Source organism: Pseudoxanthomonas sp. PXM04 (assembly GCF_014851695.1).
GTDB classification, from domain to species: Bacteria; Pseudomonadota; Gammaproteobacteria; order Xanthomonadales; family Xanthomonadaceae; genus Pseudoxanthomonas_A; species Pseudoxanthomonas_A beigongshangi.
Map to the genome: position 1 here is coordinate 168091 of NZ_JACVAG010000004.1, position 16420 is coordinate 184510.

Below are 16420 nucleotides of genomic sequence, written 5' to 3' on the forward strand. Positions count from 1 at the left end.
CTCAACCCGTCGGCGGACCGGCGAACATCTGGTAGATCCAGACCAGGAAACCATAGCCGGCGACGATCAGCACCGCGCTCAAAGGAAAGACGACGACGGTCAGCAACAGGAATGCGAGGCGCTCCTGGGCCTTGCTCGCGACGTCCTGGCGGGGTGGATGCTCCATGATGCTCACCTGGCATTTGAATGGCTGGGCGAACCGCGGAGCGAGCCTAGCACAAACTTTCCAGCATGAACGTGTCGCGGGTCGGCCAGTGATGGCCCCGGTCGAAGCCAACCGCGCGGACGTGATCGCGATCTACTCGCGTTCGCGCAGCGCGGCCCATTCCTCCGGCGTGTTGCAACCAATCAGGCTTGCGTCCCACGCACCCGGCGCCAGCACCACGCCCGCGAGCGCGTGATGGATCGCGCGCAGCGAACGCTGGCTCGGCGGCAGCTCGACGATGCCGGCCAGGAGCGCGCGGGTGCGCGAATCGAGGGTGATGCTCATCGGCAATGGATGGCGCTCGAACATCGCACAGTCCGCGGATGTGGCCACCAGCGCGTGCAACGCCGGGGCTGCCAGCAGCGGCATGTCCACCGGCACCGCCAGCCAGACGCCATCGGGCAGCCGTTGCACCAGTTGCGCGAGCGCCACGGCCGGACCGCCGTCGCCGATGTCGTCTGGGATCGCATCAGGAATTGCGTCGTAACCGGGACGCGTACCGCTGATCACCACCCGCGCGGCACCGGCGTCGGACAGCAAGTCCCGCATGTGTTCCAGCAGCGGCCGGCCCCGCCATTCGAGCAGCGCCTTGTCGCGGCCCATGCGCGAGGAACGTCCGCCGGCGAGCACGATGCCCTGCCAGGCGGGAAGCATGGTGTTCATGGCCCCGCCATCACGGTGATTCCTGTTGCCACGCCAACGGTTCCAGATGGCCGGGCGGATACACATCGACGGCCTGGCCCGGTTCGATCACGGTGTCGCCATCGCCGGCTTCGGGCAGCACCAACCATGCCTGCGATGACAGGAACGGCGCGAGCCGGAAGGACTCCTGCCGGGGCAACGGATGCACCGCCAACCGGCCCTCTCCGTCGCCCTCCAGCATGGCGTGCAGGTGCGTGCGCAGGTTGGCGCGCGCATGCACCGGCATGGCCAGCGGCAGGCGCGCGGGCCGTTCGCGCGGCAACCCCAGCATCGCACGCAGCAGCGGTTCCACGAAAAAGCGCAGGCCCACCGCGCAGGAGGCCGGATTGCCGGGCAGGCCGACGTGCAGCGGCCCTTCGCGCAGGCGCGCGCACAGCAGCGGCTTGCCCGGGCGAATCGCCACGCCGTGGAAGCGCACGTCCGCGCCGCGCGCGCGCAGGCTGCCGGGTACGAAATCGAAACGCCCCCTGGACACCGCGCCGGTGCTGATTACCAGATCCGGCCGCTGGGCCAGCACGCGATCCAGCACGGCGGTGAAGCCTACGGGATCGTCGCCGACCCGTTCCCGCGCCACCACCTCGGCACCGGCCGCATGCAGGCGCAGGCGCAGGAACGGCGTGTTGCTGTCATGGATCCACGCGCCCTCGTCCGCCTCGCCGGCTTCGGCCAGTTCGCGACCGGTGGCGATCAGCGCCACCCGCGGCCGCCGTACCAGCGGCACGCGTTCGATGCCGAGCGCGGCCAGCAGCATGATCTGCGCGGGGCCCAAACGTTCGCACTTCGTCAGCACCCGCGCGCCCTCGGCGATGTCCTCGCCGCGGCGGCGCACGTTGGCACCCGTCCGCACCGGTTCGCGCAGGCGGATGCGCGTGGGTGGCGTGCCGTCCGTGCCACCGGACGCATCGACGCGCTCGACCGGTACCACCGAGTCCAGGCCATCCGGCATCACCGCGCCGGTCATGATTTCCCACGCGCCCTGCCGCGCCGGCCCCGCTGGCTGGCCCGCGGCATCGCCGGCAGCCGTCGATCCGAGCACCGGCCATTCCGTGCCGGCTTCGCCCGTCGCATCGCCCAGCGCCAGCGCGAAGCCGTCCATCGCGGCGTTGTCGAAGCGGGGCAGGAATCCGGGACTGCGGACGTCCGCCGCCAGCACCCGGCCGGCGCCATCGAAGGCCGCCACCGATTCGGTGTCCAGCGGCACGACATCGCGCAGCAGCAGGGCCAGGGCTTCCTCGTATCCGATCACGCGTACTCCTTCAAAACGTTCCCGCACGCGGCCACGCGAACCCGCACGTGTCCCGAGCGTAGCAGTCCCCGGCGACGGCCCGGAGTGGCCGGCATCCTCACATAGCTGAAGGTTTCCGGCCAACCCGCGCGGGGTTGATTCAGGTCAAGGCGCCGGGGGCCGGCATTGCCTAGCCTTTGTCCATGCCCGCCCTTTCCGCCCTCTTCGACCCCGAACTGCTCCGGCGTTACGACAAGCCGGGGCCGCGCTACACCTCCTACCCGACCGCGCCGCAGTTCTCGGCGCAGTTCCAGGAGGCGGAACTGCGCGAGGTGGCCGCGATCACCAACGGCGACCCGATCCCGCGCCCGCTGTCGCTGTACCTGCATATCCCGTTCTGCACCAGCCCCTGCTTCTATTGCGGCTGCAACCGCATCATCACCCGGGAGAAGGCCCGCGGCGACGCCTACCTGACCCGCCTGTACCGCGAGATCGCGCTGGTCTCGCCGCTGTTCGACCGCGACCGCGACGTCAACCAGGTGCACTTCGGCGGTGGCACGCCCAACTTCCTGTCGCCGGACCAGATCGCCGAGGTCGTCGACGTGCTGCGCCGGCACTTCTCGTTCGCCTCCGGTGCCGGTTTCGACTGCTCGATCGAACTGGATCCGCGCTTCATCAGCCCGGACGAAGTGGGCCAGCTGGCCCGCGCCGGCTTCAACCGCGCCAGCCTGGGCGTGCAGGACTTCGATCCCGATGTGCAGCAGGCGGTCAACCGGGTGCAGGGGGTCGACGACACCCTGGCGATCATCGATGCCTGCCGCGCCCACGGCATGCGCTCGGTGAACGTCGATCTGATCTACGGCCTGCCCCGGCAAACCCTCGCAGGCTTCTCGCGCACGCTCGACATCACCCTGAAGGCGCGCCCGGACCGGCTGGCGATCTACAGTTACGCGCACCTGCCGGCCCTGTTCCGCCCGCAGCAACGCATCCACGCCGAGGAACTGCCCTCCCCCGAACAGAAACTCGACCTGCTGCGCTGCGCCATCGACAAGCTGGGCGAAGCCGGCTACGTCTACATCGGCATGGATCACTTCGCCCTGCCCGAGGACGATCTGGCGCGGGCGCAGCAGCGCGGCGACCTGCATCGCAACTTCATGGGCTATTCCACCCACGCCGAAAGCGACCTGATCGGCCTGGGGGTCAGCGCGATCAGCCACGTCGGCGCCAGCTTCAGCCAGAACCCGCGCGACATCGGCAGTTGGGAACAGATGATCGACAGCGGCCGCCTGCCGGTGTGGCGCGGCATGCGCCTGGACGAGGACGACATGCTGCGCGCCGACGTCATCCAGCAGCTGATGTGCCACGGCCGCATCGACTTCGACGCGATAGAGCGCCGCCACGTGATCGACTTCCGCGACTACTTCGCCGACGCGCTGGCACGGCTGGAGCCGTTGCAGGCCGACGGCCTGGTCGAGGTGGGGACGCGGGAAGTGTGCGCCACCTCGCGTGGACGCCTGCTGTTGCGTATCATCGCCATGTGCTTCGACCGATATCTGCCCGCCGCCGCGGAGGCCGCGACCACGCGGTTCTCGCGAACCATCTGACCTCATCCGGGACGTCCGCATGAGCTCGCCGGTCGTTTTCCCGCGTACCGACGCCACCATTCTCTCGGACGACGGCGATTCGCTGACGTTCTGCTCGACCTGCGCGTTCTCCCAGGCCTGCCTCAGCGAGGGCATGGACAAGCGCGCGCTGATGGACCTGCACGTGCTGGTCGAACACGTCGGCCCGCTGCAACCGGGCGAGCACGTGTTCCGTGAGGGGGATTCCTTCAGCGCGATCGCCGCGGTGCGCGCCGGCACGGTCAAGACCTACCAGGTCGATCGCGACGGCCACGAGCAGGTGCTGGGCTTCCACCTGCCCGGCGAGGTGATTGGCCTCAACGCGATCCACGGCGACCGCTATCCCTGCAACGCGATCGCGCTGGATACGGTGATGCTGTGCCGGTTCTCGTTCCCCAAGATCGCCCTGCTCGCCACCCGCCTGCCAAACCTGCAGCAGCACCTGTTCCGGCTGATGAGCCACGATATCGGCGTGGCCTCGCTGTTCGCCCGCGACAACAGCGCCGACGAGCGGATGGCGGCGTTCCTGATCGGACTGTCGCGGCGGCTGGCCGCGCGCGGCTATTCCTCGCGCCGGTTCCAGCTGACCATGTCGCGCACCGACATCGCCAACTACCTGCGCCAGGCGCCGGAAACGGTGAGCCGGGTGCTGCGCCGGTTCGAACGCGATGGGCTGGTCCACATCAAGCAGCGCGACGTGGAGATCCTGGACATGGATCGCCTGCACGAACTGGCATCCACGGTGTTGCGCGACTGACGCCTGCCAGGCGTAACCCGCCTGCACGCACGTGAATGCCATCGACTTGACGTAGGTCATGGAGGGGATCCGGACGCGGGCGGAACATGCCTGCGGTTCCCACGGAGTCCCGCATCATGAATTCGACACGCAAGCTGTGGGTAGGGTTGGCCGCCCTGCTCATCGCCTCGTTCGCCGTCCTGCTCTGGGTCGGCAGCGAGGTCCACCGACAGGCGCCGCCCCTGCCCGAACAGGTGGTGGATGCCGATGGCCAGGTGCTTTACACCCGCAAGGACATCGAGACCGGCCGCCAGGTATGGCAGTCCATCGGTGGCCAGCAACTGGGCTCCATCTGGGGCCACGGCGGCTACGTCGCTCCCGACTGGGGCGCGGACTGGCTGCACCGCGAGGCCGAAGCCATCCTCGACATCTGGGCCAGGCGCGAGGCCGGCGCCGCCAGCTACAAGGATCTGGACGCCCCGACCCAGGCCGCGTACGCCAAGCGCGTGCAGGCGCTGATGCGTCCCAACAGCTACGACGCCGCCACCGGCACGGTGACCGTGGACGTCGACCGCGCCGCCGCCATCCGCACGGTCGCCGCGCACTACGAGCAGTTGTTCGGCAACGACCCGGCGATGGTGAAGCTGCGCGAAGCCTATGCGATGCGCAACGACACCGTGCCCGACGCCGAGCACCGGCGCCAGCTCACCGGCTTCTACTGGTGGGCCGCGTGGTCGTCGGTGACCCAGCGCCCGGGCGCCGAGATCAGCTACACCGCCAACTGGCCCGCCGACGAACTGGTCGGCAACACGCCGCCTCCCAGCGCGTTCCTGTGGACGGTGTTCAGCGTGCTATTCCTGATCGCCGGCATCGGCCTGCTGGGCTGGCACTACGCGGTCAACCACGGTGACGAACTGGCGCCGGTGCTGCCCAAGCGGGATCCGCTGGCCGATATCAAGGTCACCCCGTCGATGCGCGCCACCGCCAAGTATTTCTGGGTGGTGATCGCGCTGTTCCTGGTGCAGATCCTGCTCGGCGCGATCACCGCGCACTACCAGGTCGAGGGCCAGGAAGCCTACGGCTTCGCCCTGGCCGACGTGTTGCCGTACGCGCTGACCAGAACCTGGCATACACAACTGGCGGTACTGTGGATCGCCACCGCCTGGCTGGGCATGGGCCTGTACATCGGTCCGGCGATTTCCGGACACGAGCCGAAGTTCCAGCGCCTGGGCGTGAACCTGCTGTGGGTCTGCCTGCTGATCATCGTGGTCGGCGCGTTCGCCGGGCAGTGGTTCGCGGTGATGCAGAAGCTCGGCCTGAAGCACAACTTCTGGTTCGGCCACCAGGGCTGGGAATACGTCGACCTCGGCCGCTTCTGGCAGTGGTTCCTGTTCATCGGCCTGACCCTGTGGCTGGTGCTGGTCGGCCGCGCCCTGTGGCCGGCGATGCGCAACGGCGGTGACTCGCGTTCCATCGTCTCCCTGCTGTTCCTGTCCACCGTGGCCATCGGCCTGTTCTACGCGGCCGGCCTGATGTGGGGCGAGCACACGCACCTGTCGATGGTCGAGTACTGGCGCTGGTGGGTGGTGCACCTGTGGGTGGAAGGCTTCTTCGAGGTCTTCGCGGTGGCGGTCATCGCCTTCCTGTTCACCCGCCTGGGCATGCTGCAGGTCAAGTCGGCCACGGTGGCGGTGCTGTTCGCGACCATCGTGTTCATGGCCGGCGGCGTGCTGGGCACCCTGCACCACCTGTACTTCACCGGCACCCCGACCGCGGTCATCGCCATCGGCGCGAGCTTCTCGGCGCTGGAAGTGGTGCCGCTGGCCTACGTCGGCTTCGAGGCCTACCACAGCTACAAGATGGGCAAGGCGACGCCGTGGATGCAACGCTACCGCTGGCCGATCCTGTTCTTCATCGCGGTCGCGTTCTGGAACCTGGTGGGTGCCGGCCTGTTCGGCTTCCTGATCAACCCGCCGCTGCCGCTGTATTACATGCAGGGCCTGAACCTGACCCCGACCCACGGCCACACCGCGCTGTTCGGCGTGTACGGCATGCTCGGCATCGGTCTGATGCTGTTCTGCCTGCGTGGCCTCAAGCCGGACGTGCAGTGGAACGAAAGGCTGCTGAAGACCGCGTTCTGGTCGCTCAACATCGGCCTGGCCGGCATGGCCCTGTTCACCCTGCTGCCGCTGGGCATCCTCCAGCTCAACGCCGCGCTGAAGCACGGCTACTGGTACGCCCGTTCGGCCGAGTTCATGCAGCAGCCGATCGTCGACATGCTGGTGTGGATGCGGGTTCCCTCGGACACGCTGTTCAGCGTCGGCGCGTTCGCCCTGGCCTGGTTCGTGTTCCGCCTGTGGGTGGCGCCGCGCCGGGAAGCGCTGCCGGCGGTGGTGCCGGCGGAGGGCTGATACGCGACCCTTCCAATGGTCCAACCGCAACGAAAAAGAGCCGCGCGAGCGGCTCTTTTTTTACCTGTCGGTTTCGCGCGTGTTGCCGGCGCGGCGCGTTCCGGTCAGGTGGAACAGCCGCAGCCCCCGCAGCCGCAACCGCCGCCACGCTGCGGTTCCTCCGGCGCGTCCTCGACCTGCTCTCCGACGGTGGCGAGGATTTCGCGCACCCGCGCCGGCGCCAAAGTGGTCAGGATGGATAGCCGGCCATTGGCGGATTCGAACTGGACCTCCGCGTCGGGATCCCATTCGCGCAGGGCATGGGTCATGGCGCGAGTGCGTTGCTGGAGCGGTTCGTCGGTGAGTTCGGGAGCGGACATCGGGTTTCCTTGCTGAGTGTGGGCCGGGGCCATCGCCCCGGTGCCGGGCAAGGTAAGCAGCTCCGGTGGCGCCGGCATTGACCCGCATCAAGTGGTCGTCCGGATATCGCGACTGACGTCGCTCCCACAAGGGAAGAGATTCGGCGGGTCCTTGTGGGAGCGACGTCAGTCGCGACCGTATTCCCCACACGCCCGGCTCCATCCCAGGCGCCGCTAGTTTCCCCCCTCATTCCAGCGCGAGCTGGAATCCATTGGGATCCTTGGATGCCGAGGAACGCTGGCCGGAAGTCAAAACGGGTCCCCGCGTTCGCTGGGATGACGAGGTGGGGCATCGGCAGATGCGACGCGGGCGGGAATCCTCCCGGCACCGATCCGCATCCCGCCTGATCCAGGTCAAGGAAGGCGCCGGCGACGCGGCGCAGACTGCGGCCATGCGACCGATTCCCGTTTCCACCCGCCCCCCGACCCCGCGTGGCATGTCCGCGCGCCAGTTGCTGCAGGCACCGCACCGGCTGATGTTCTTCATCGGCGCCGGCAATGTGCTGCTGGCGATGCTGTGGTGGACGGCCTGGCTGGCCGCGCAGTACACCGGCGCCTGGCGCATGCCGGACATCGCGGTACCGCCCGGTTGGCTGCATGCCTTCCTGATGCAGTACCTGGTGCTGCCGAGTTTCATCTTCGGTTTCCTGCTGACGGTATTCCCGCGCTGGATGGGCTTGCCGGATCTGCCGCGCTGGCGCTACGTGCCGGTGGGCGCCGGACTGATGGGCGGACAACTGGCGATCCTGCTTTCCACGCTGGGCTGGGACGCCGGTTTCACGGTCGGCCTGTGGATGGCGCTGGCCGGCTGGCTGGCCGGCGTGGCCACGCTCGGCCGGCTGCTGCTGCGCGACACCGCGCGCACCTGGCACGCGCGTTCCTGCTTCGCCGCGCTGCTGCTCGGCTGCGCGGGACTGGCGTGCTTCCTCGTGTTCGTGCTGACCGGGGATGGGTGGTATGCCTTCGCCAGCATCAAGCTCGGCGGGGTGGCGATGCTGCTGCCGATCTACCTGACCGTCGCCCACCGCATGTTCCCGTTCTTCGCCGCCAATACGGTGCCGGGCTACAAGCCCTGGCGGCCCATGGCGTGGCTGGGCGCGATGTGGGGCTTCCTGCTGCTTCACCTGCTGCTGGAGCTGCGGCACGCCTACGCGTGGCTGTGGCTGCCGGATGCGGCGCTGCTGATCGCCAGCGGCGTGGCGCTGTGGCACTGGTGGCCACGCGGACGGATGCCGGGATTGCTGGCGGTGCTGTTCGTCGGCACCGCGTGGTTGCCGATCACCTTCGCGCTGTACACCACGCAGAGCGTCATCTACCTGCTCACGGGTGAATTCGTGCTGGGACGCGCGCCGATGCACGCGATGTTCATCGGCTTCTTCGGCAGCGTGCTGGTGGCGATGGTCACCCGGGTCACCCAGGGTCATTCCGGGCGGCCGTTGAAGATGCCGGCGCTGGCCTGGTTCGCGTTTGCCGCACTGCAAATCGTGGCGGTGATGCGGGTGGTCGCCGAAGTCGCCCCCGACGCGCTGTTCTGGCAGGTCGCCTCGGCCATCGGCTGGCTGCTCGCGCTGCTGCCGTGGGTGGTCCGCATCGGCCGCATCTACCTGAGTCCGCGCGCCGACGGGCGGCCGGGCTGACGCCATGATCACCTTCTATCCCGACATCAAGCAGGTCCATGTCGCCGCCGCGCTCACCAGCGGCACGCTGTTCGCATTGCGTGGATTGGGTCTGTCGCTGGGCATGCGCTGGCCGCGCGTGGCGCCGCTGCGCTATCTCGGCTACACGATCGACACCGTGCTGCTGACCGCGGCGATGATGCTGCTGACGATCCTGCCCGCCGGGCTGTTCGCCAACGGCTGGCTGGTCGTGAAGGTCGCTCTCATCCTTGCGTACGTGGTGCTGGGCGTTCTCGCCTTCCAGCCGGCGCGGGGAAGACTGTCCCGCACCGTGCTGTATGCGGTCGCGTTGCTGTGTTTCCTGCAGGTTTACGGCATCGCGCGCACCCACCATCCGATGGGCCTGCTGGCCCTGCTGGGGTAACGCCATGAACGAAGCGCTGCTGCCGCCGGATCCCTGCTCGCCCTGTGCCGGCTGGATACGCGAATCCTTTGATGCGGCCGGCGCGACGCTGGCCTGTCCCGAATCGGATGACGCCGCGAGGGAGGGGGAAACACCGTGTCCCTGATGCGACTGGATCTGCGCGAACTCGCGCCGCCGGAACCGATGCAGCGGATCCTCGCCAGCCTGGAAGCGTTGCCGCGCGGCGGGCGGCTGGTGGCGTTCACGCCGTTCCGGCCGCTGCCGCTGATGTCGCTGCTCGACGCCTGGGGCTACGCGTACCGCGTGCAGGATCTGCCCGCCGGTGACGCCTGCATCGCGATCTGCCATGCCGACGATCGCGCCGCGCTGGAGCCGCCGCGAATCGCATGAGCGGACTGGCGTTCGCCCAGGCACCGCCGCCCGGGCAACCGCTGCGCTTCCTGCTGTCGTCTTTGGCCTGGGGCGTCGCCGCCGGCGCATGGCTGCTGTGGAGCGGTGAATTCGCGCTGCTGACGCGCTGGGCGCCGCACACGCTGGTGCTGGTGCACCTGTTTACCCTGGGCGTGCTCGGCAACGCGATGCTCGGCAGCCTGATCCAGTTCCTGCCGGTCGCCGCCGGCAGTCCATTGCCCCGCCCCGGACTCGCGCCATGGTTGCATGCGGCATTCAATGGCGGACTGCTCCTGCTGGTGCCGGCGCTGATGTTTCCGCACCCGCTGCTCACCGGCGCGGCCTCGCTGTTGCTGGCGCCATCGCTGCTGCTGTTCGCACTCGGCGGCCTGATCGCGGTGGCGCGTGGAACCGGCGCGCGCGCGGCGCGGTTCGGCATCGGCGTCGCGCTGGCGTCGCTGCTGGTCACCGCCTCGCTCGGACTGGCGGGGCTGGCGATTCTCTCGGGCAGGATGGCGCTTCCGCTGGATCGAATCGCCAACCTGCACGCCGCGTTCGGACTCGCGGGTTGGACGCTAGCGCTGCTCGGCGCGGTCGCCAGCATCACCCTGCCGATGCTGCAGGGAACGCGGCGCATTCCCGCCGGCTGGCTGCTGATCTGGCTGGGCGTGCTGGTCGCCGGCCTCGGCGCGGCGGGTTGGCGCGCGCTGGCCGATGTGCCCATTCATCCGGCGCGCGTCCTCGCCCTGCCCGCGCTGGTGTTCTGCCTGGCGGTTCCGGTCCTGCAATGGCGTGCGCCGCATCCGCGCAATCCGGTGCTGCGCCGGTTCTGGCTGGCCGGCTGCACCGCGCTGGCGGCGGCTTGCCTCGCCACCCTGGCGCCGGAGCTGTCCCCGCGCGCCATGCTGGCGATCGGCGCGCTGGTGATCGCCGTCGGCCTGCCGCTGCTGGTGCTGGGCATGCTGCTGGAAATCGTCGGTTTCCTGGCCTGGATCGAACTGCGCCGGCGCCACCCGCGCGGCGTGCGCGTGCCGGGTGTGGACCGGCTGCTCGAAGACACCCACAAGCAGTGGCTACTGTACGCCCACCTGGCGGCGGGCGGGCTGCTGCTGGCGGCGACCGTGGATCCCGCGCTGGCGCGGCCGGCCGGCGCCGCGCTGGTGCTCGCGTGGGGCGCCAGCGGAGGGGTGATCCTGCGCTGCTGGCGCGGAGCGCTGCGCTTCCGGCCCGCTTGATCTGGGTCAATGGCAGCCCGCCCGGCGCTGCCTAGGATGTGCCCACCGTACCGGTGATCGCCATGCCGCCGTTCGAATCGCATACCGCGCCGGCCCCCTCGGGCCATCGCCCTGTTGTCGTCTCCGCGCCCGTATCCATCGTGGAGGCGGGGCCGTGCTGAGCCGCCTGGCCCTGGGCGGCACCCGCGCGGCGATCGACCGGGTCGACGACGCGATGGTGATCCTGCTGGGCGGACGCCAGCGGCTGGCCGGACTGGCCGGCCGGATCAAGCGCGACGCGGGTCTCGCGCAGACCGACGCGCGGCGCGAACACCGGGTCCGGGAACGTGCGCGCCGGCTCGCAAGCCGCGCCGGCATTTCTCCGTCCAGCGCCGAACGACTGATGCGGCTGCTGATCGCAGAAGCCCATCGCCGCCAGTCGCGGGCTTCTTCCCCCCTTTCCGAACCGACCCTTCCCATGGCCCATTCCGGTCCGTCATCGACCCGTTCCGCTTCCGCACCTTCCCCCCTGCTTCGCTGGCTGCCACCGCCGCGCCGCCTGCGGCCCTGGCTCGCGCGGATACCGGGACCGTTGCGCCAACGCGCGGCGTTGCGCCTGCTCGCGCCCGCGCTGGCGTCTCCGCAGGTACGGCGTGTCCTGGAACCGATCGCCGGCCGCCGACTCGGCATCGAAATCACCGATCTCGATCAGCGCTGGGTGTTCGAATTGCGCGCCGACGGCCTGCATCTGGCGCAGGGCGACGCGGAAGCCACGGTGAGCGGCAGCGCCACCGATCTGCTGCTGCTGGCGAGCCGGCTGGAGGACGCCGATACCCTGTTTTTCCAGCGCCGCCTGATGCTGACCGGCGACACCGAACTCGGGCTGTTCCTGCGCAACCTGCTGGATCGGTTGCCTTGGGAAGCCTTTCCGCTCGCCTCGCGCATCCTCCTGCAACGCGGCGCGCGTCTGGCGCGCGACGCGCGGCAGGCCCATCGCGCACACGCCGGGCGGGCCGCATGAACGCCACGCATGCGCCGCGCTGGACGCCGGACCTGGAAGATCGCTATGCGGATCTGACCGCGCGCGTGGGCGATACCGTGCCGTGCCTGGAGTGGCCGCTGCACCTGCCCTGGATCGATGCCATCCGCGAACTCAAGCGTGAACGCGGCGCGGTGATCATGGCGCACAGCTACCAGTCGCCGGAGATCTTCCATGGCGTGGCAGACGTCACCGGCGACTCGCTGGCGCTGGCGCAGGCGGCCGCCGACTGCGACGCGGAGATCATCGTGCTGTGCGGCGTCCATTTCATGGCCGAGACCGCGAAGATCCTGGCGCCCCGGCGCACCGTGCTGATTCCGGATCCCGAGGCGGGCTGTTCGCTGGCGGCCTCCATCACCGCCGACGACGTGCGCGCCCTGCGCGCGCGCCATCCCGGTGCGCCGGTGGTCAGCTACGTCAATACCAGTGCGGCGGTGAAGGCCGAGTCCGATGCCTGCTGCACCTCCGCCAACGCGGTGCAGGTGGTCGAGGCGATGGGCGCGGACAAGGTCATCTTCCTGCCCGACGCCTTCCTCGGCCATCACGTCGCCGCCCAGACCGGCGTTGAACTGGTGCTGTGGGACGGCCGCTGCGAAGTGCACGAACAGTTCACCGCGCAACAGGCGCGGCATACCCGCGAGATCTTCGACGCGCGCCTGGTCGCGCATCCGGAGTGCCCGCCGGAAGTGCAGCGCGAGGCCGATTTCGTCGGTTCGACCACCGCGATGGGCGCGTGGCTGGAACGCGAGCGTCCGCGCCGCGTCGCCCTGATCACCGAATGCTCGATGGCCGACAACCTGCGCCATCGCTTTCCCGATGTCGAGTTCATCAAGCCCTGCAACCTGTGCCCGCACATGAAGCGGATCACCCTGCCGAACATCCATGCCTGCCTGCGCGAGCTGCGCCACGTGGTGGAAGTGCCGGAACAGGTGGCCGCCGGCGCGCGCGCCGCGCTGGCGCGGATGCTTGCCGTGGGCCGGGGCGAACGCCCGTGAGCGGCGCGCCGCCACTGGTGGTGGTGGGTTGCGGCGTCGCCGGCCTGGCGACCGCGCTGTCGGCCGCGCCGCGCAAGGTGCTGTTGCTGGGACGCGCGCCAGCCGGCATCGACTGTTGCACCGCGCTGGCCCAGGGCGGCATCGCCGCGGCGCTGGACAGCGGCGACAGCGCCGACGCGCATGCGCACGACACCCTGGCCGCCGGCGCCGATCACAACGACTACGACGCGGTCCGCTACCTGGTCGACAACGCGGTGATGGCGGTGCGCTGGCTGCAGGCGCAGGGGGTTCCCTTCGACCTGGAAGGCACGCGCTTCCTGCTGGGTCGCGAAGGCGGGCATCGGCGCAACCGCATCGTCCATGCCGGTGGCGACGCCAGCGGCGCCTCGCTGCTGCTGGCGCTGATCCGCGCGGCGCAGAACGCGCCGCATATCGACTGGCGTCCACCGGCGATGCTGGACGCGCTGCGGATCGGCGATCATGGCGTCAGCGGACTGCGCATCGTCAGGCCGGATGAAGGCCGCAGCGAGGACATCGACTGCGCCGAGCTGGTGCTCGCCACTGGTGGCTGCGGCGCGCTGTTCGCGGCCAGTACCAATCCCTCCGGCGCCGACGGCAATGGCCTGGCGCTGGCGCTCGCCGCCGGCGCGCAGGCGCGCGACCTGGAATTCGTCCAGTTCCATCCCACCGCACTGTCGGTCCGGGTCAACGGCGCGCTGCCGCTGATCACCGAAGCGCTGCGCGGCGCCGGCGCGCGCCTGTACGACGACGACGGCGCCCCGATCATGGCCGAGCGCCATCCGCTGGGCGATCTCGCGCCCCGCGACGTGGTGGCCCGGCAAGTGTGGCAAGCGCAACAGGCCGGCCAGCGCATCTGGCTGGATGCCACCCACCTGCACGAGACCTGGCTGCTGCAGTTCCCCACCGTGTACGCGCTGTGCCGCGCGCACGGCATCGATCCGCGGGTGCAACGCATCCCGGTGACCCCCGCCGCGCACTTCCACATGGGCGGCATCGCCGCGGATCTGGACGGGCGTACCGCGGTGGAAGGCCTGTACGCGGTTGGCGAGGCCGCCTGCAACGGCGTGCATGGCGCCAACCGGCTGGCCAGCAATTCGCTGCTGGAAGGCGTGGTCTACGGCCGCCGCCTGGGCCAGTCGCTGGCCAGCATCCATCGGCATCTGCCCACCGAACACGGCCGCTGGGTGGTGCGCGGACGCTCCGCCGACACGGCGGCGCTGCTCGAACTGCGCGCACTGACCTGGCGCGCGCTGGGACCGGTGCGCGACGGAGCGGTGATGCGCGAGGCGCGTGAGGAACTGGCGCGCGATGCCGGCCTTGCCGGCAGCTGGCAGGGCGAACTGGTCACGCGGATCCTGGACGCGGCGCTGGCGCGGACGCGCAGCCTGGGCGCGCATTACCGGAGCGACGCGCCGGTCGACTGAACCGCGCCGCACCTGTCATTCGAATTCGTGGGATGCGAAAGCGGCGGAATGACTCGCGCCGCTTCGTTCGACATTCGTCTTCAGGCCGGTCCTGGCGCCGCCAGCGACGCGCGTCCGGGCTTTCCATGCCAGTAGCCGTTGCGCGCCCCCAACCGTGGCGGCGGCAGTGGCGCGCGCAGCATCCGGTGGAAATGATCCACCACCGCCGCCATGTCGTCCTGCGCGGGCGACAGCCGCAGGATGTCCACGCCGCAGGCAATCAGCTCGTCGCGCTCGGGCGCCATGTCGACGATCTCCATGCCCTGCACCTGGATGCCGTTGATCACCATGAACGCCTCGCCTTCGCGGGTACCCAGCGGCAATCCGTCGGGATGCTCGATGCAGCGGAAACCGCAGTCGTCCTTGGGCACGTCGTAGGCGCGTGCGGTGAAGCAGCGCGCCGACCAGGCCAGCGGCAGGCGCCCCCAGGCCATGATTTCCAGCTCCGGCATCGGCGTGCCCTGCTCCACCATCCCCGCGCGCAGTTCCTCCAGCAACCGGCGCCCCTGCTCCACGCCCGGCACCCAGCGCACCAGCCCGTCCTCGATCAGCAGGCCCAGGGCGACGTGGTTGTAGACATTCAGCGTGGGGCCGGCCACGAACGGCAGGCCGCGCTCGCGGCAGACCTGCACGGCGGACAGATCGTTGGCTTCCAGCAGGAACGCGCCGTTCTCCGCCAGTCGCACCACCGTCGACAGTTCGGACTCGGCCTCGATCAGGGCCAGCGACGACAGCACGATCTGCTTGCCGCTGGCGGCCAGTTCCTCCGCCAGCGCCAGCCAGTCGCGGGTGCGCAGTTCGCGGCGCTTGCTGCACACGGTCTCGCCGAGATAGAGGATGTCCAGTGGCCACCGCGCGGCCTCGCGATAGAAGGCCAGCACGCGCTCGCGCGGCCAGAAATACTGCAAGGGTCCAAGACTGAGTTTCATCGTCAATGCCAGGCGCGGTGATAGGGGCCGAGGGTGGTCTGCTGGCCCTCGGCGTGGGCGGAAAGATCGGCCTGCCAGTCCTCGCGCAGGCGCCAGTCGGCCGGCGCGCGCGCCTGCGCGTCGATGGCCTCGCGCCAGACCCGGGTCACGGTGCGCACGTACGCCGCGCCGCGCTGCCGGCCCTCGATCTTCAGCGCCGCCACGCCAGCCTCGGCCAGGCGCGGCAGCAATTCCAGGGTGTTGAGGCTGGTGGGTTCCTCCAGTGCATGGAAGATCTCGCCGCCGACGGCGTAGCGCCCCTTGCACACGGTGGGATAGCCGGCCGGCTCGGTCGCGCCGAAACGATCGATGAGCATGCCGTTCAGGCGCACGCTGCGTCCCTGGTCCGGATGTTCCTCCCAGCGCACGAAGCTGGCCGGCGAACACACGCCGTGGCGATTCGGCGACACCCCGGTGACGTAGCTGGACAGCTGGCAGCGTCCCTCCACCATGATGCACAGGCTGCCGAACGCGAACACCTCCAGCGGCACCGGCGAGGCCTGGCACAGTCGCTCGACCTGCTGCACCGACAGCACGCGCGGCAATACCGCGCGGGCGATGCCGAAGCGCTCGTGCGCATAGCGCAACGCCGCGGCGGTGGTCGCCGAACCCTGCACCGACAGATGCCTCGCCAGCCCGGGGTGTTGCCGCGACGCGTAGTGCAGCACCGCCATCTCGGCGGCGATGATGGCGTCGGCGCCGAACGCGGCCGCCTGATCCACCGCGTGCCGCCATTGCGGCAGCCGCGCGCTGTCCGGGTACGTGTTCAGCGCCAGGTACACCTGGCGTCCGCGCGCATGCGCATAGGCGATGCCTTCGCGCATCTCGGCGTCGTCGAAGTTCAGGCCGGGAAACGCGCGCGCGTTGGTCTGGTCGCGGAAGCCCGCGTAGACCGCGTCGGCGCCGGCGTCGATGGCGGCCTTCAGCGCCGGCAGGTTGCCGGCGGGACATACCAGTTGCATCAGGGGGTTCTCCAGTCGGCGGAATGCAC

16 protein-coding genes are annotated in these 16420 nt (G+C 69.8%); 10 read left to right on the forward strand and 6 right to left on the reverse strand.

What is annotated here, in order from left to right:
• Position 1: 1 nt before the first annotated feature.
• The 3 genes from IB228_RS11655 to glp all read right to left on the reverse strand — a co-directional run bounded on the left by IB228_RS11655 (position 2) and on the right by glp (position 2153).
• Positions 2-166: a periplasmic nitrate reductase, NapE protein gene (locus IB228_RS11655; RefSeq protein ID WP_183636459.1), complete on the reverse strand. Its 165-nt coding sequence runs from the start codon at positions 164-166 to the stop codon at positions 2-4.
• Positions 167-298: 132 nt separating this feature from the next.
• The gene (locus IB228_RS11660) at positions 299-868 is read right to left on the reverse strand and encodes an NTP transferase domain-containing protein (RefSeq protein ID WP_192198609.1); all 570 of its coding nucleotides are present in this window, start codon (positions 866-868) and stop codon (positions 299-301) included.
• 10 nt (positions 869-878) lie between these two features.
• The gene (gene glp / locus IB228_RS11665) at positions 879-2153 is read right to left on the reverse strand and encodes a gephyrin-like molybdotransferase Glp (RefSeq protein ID WP_192198611.1); all 1275 of its coding nucleotides are present in this window, start codon (positions 2151-2153) and stop codon (positions 879-881) included.
• 182 nt (positions 2154-2335) lie between these two features.
• On the opposite strand from glp, the gene hemN reads away from it, so the two are divergent.
• From hemN to IB228_RS11680, 3 genes are all read left to right on the forward strand, one after another.
• Positions 2336-3736: an oxygen-independent coproporphyrinogen III oxidase gene (gene hemN / locus IB228_RS11670; RefSeq protein ID WP_192198613.1), complete on the forward strand. Its 1401-nt coding sequence runs from the start codon at positions 2336-2338 to the stop codon at positions 3734-3736.
• Between the two features lie 19 nt (positions 3737-3755).
• Positions 3756-4511: a helix-turn-helix domain-containing protein gene (locus tag IB228_RS11675; RefSeq protein ID WP_192198615.1), complete on the forward strand. Its 756-nt coding sequence runs from the start codon at positions 3756-3758 to the stop codon at positions 4509-4511.
• A gap of 116 nt (positions 4512-4627) precedes the next feature.
• A complete protein-coding gene (locus tag IB228_RS11680) occupies positions 4628-6901 on the forward strand; it encodes a nitric-oxide reductase large subunit (RefSeq protein ID WP_192198617.1) in 2274 nt (757 codons plus the stop codon).
• A 104-nt stretch (positions 6902-7005) separates the two neighbouring features.
• Here IB228_RS11680 and IB228_RS11685 read toward each other — a convergent pair whose 3' ends face one another.
• On the reverse strand, positions 7006-7260 hold the full coding sequence (locus IB228_RS11685) for a hypothetical protein (RefSeq protein ID WP_192198619.1): 255 nt from the start codon (positions 7258-7260) through the stop codon (positions 7006-7008).
• A 431-nt stretch (positions 7261-7691) separates the two neighbouring features.
• Here IB228_RS11685 and IB228_RS11690 point away from each other — a divergent pair, with 431 nt between their 5' ends.
• From IB228_RS11690 to IB228_RS11720, 7 genes are all read left to right on the forward strand, one after another.
• Positions 7692-8936 carry an NnrS family protein gene (locus IB228_RS11690; RefSeq protein WP_192198621.1) on the forward strand — a complete coding sequence of 415 codons (1245 nt, stop codon included), beginning with the start codon at positions 7692-7694 and terminating at the stop codon, positions 8934-8936.
• Between the two features lie 4 nt (positions 8937-8940).
• Positions 8941-9339: a SirB2 family protein gene (locus tag IB228_RS11695; RefSeq protein WP_192198623.1), complete on the forward strand. Its 399-nt coding sequence runs from the start codon at positions 8941-8943 to the stop codon at positions 9337-9339.
• A 144-nt stretch (positions 9340-9483) separates the two neighbouring features.
• Positions 9484-9729 (forward strand): DUF2249 domain-containing protein, encoded by a 246-nt coding sequence (locus tag IB228_RS11700; RefSeq protein ID WP_225562431.1) that lies wholly within the window; start codon positions 9484-9486, stop codon positions 9727-9729.
• Positions 9726-10964 (forward strand): hypothetical protein, encoded by a 1239-nt coding sequence (locus IB228_RS11705; RefSeq protein ID WP_192198625.1) that lies wholly within the window; start codon positions 9726-9728, stop codon positions 10962-10964. The genes IB228_RS11700 and IB228_RS11705 overlap by 4 nt, the downstream gene beginning before the upstream one ends.
• Before the next feature lie 154 nt (positions 10965-11118).
• On the forward strand, positions 11119-11964 hold the full coding sequence (locus IB228_RS11710; protein ID WP_343227072.1) for an SCP2 sterol-binding domain-containing protein: 846 nt from the start codon (positions 11119-11121) through the stop codon (positions 11962-11964).
• A complete protein-coding gene (nadA, locus tag IB228_RS11715; RefSeq protein WP_192198627.1) occupies positions 11961-12977 on the forward strand; it encodes a quinolinate synthase NadA in 1017 nt (338 codons plus the stop codon). Before IB228_RS11710 ends, nadA begins: the two co-directional genes overlap by 4 nt.
• Positions 12974-14422 (forward strand): FAD-binding protein, encoded by a 1449-nt coding sequence (locus tag IB228_RS11720; protein WP_192198629.1) that lies wholly within the window; start codon positions 12974-12976, stop codon positions 14420-14422. The genes nadA and IB228_RS11720 overlap by 4 nt, the downstream gene beginning before the upstream one ends.
• 80 nt (positions 14423-14502) lie before the next feature.
• Here the strand turns inward: IB228_RS11720 and IB228_RS11725 are convergent, their stop codons facing one another.
• A complete protein-coding gene (locus IB228_RS11725) occupies positions 14503-15390 on the reverse strand; it encodes a U32 family peptidase (protein WP_192198631.1) in 888 nt (295 codons plus the stop codon).
• A gap of 2 nt (positions 15391-15392) precedes the next feature.
• Positions 15393-16391 carry a peptidase U32 family protein gene (locus IB228_RS11730; RefSeq protein ID WP_183636496.1) on the reverse strand — a complete coding sequence of 333 codons (999 nt, stop codon included), beginning with the start codon at positions 16389-16391 and terminating at the stop codon, positions 15393-15395.
• Positions 16392-16420: the final 29 nt, after the last annotated feature.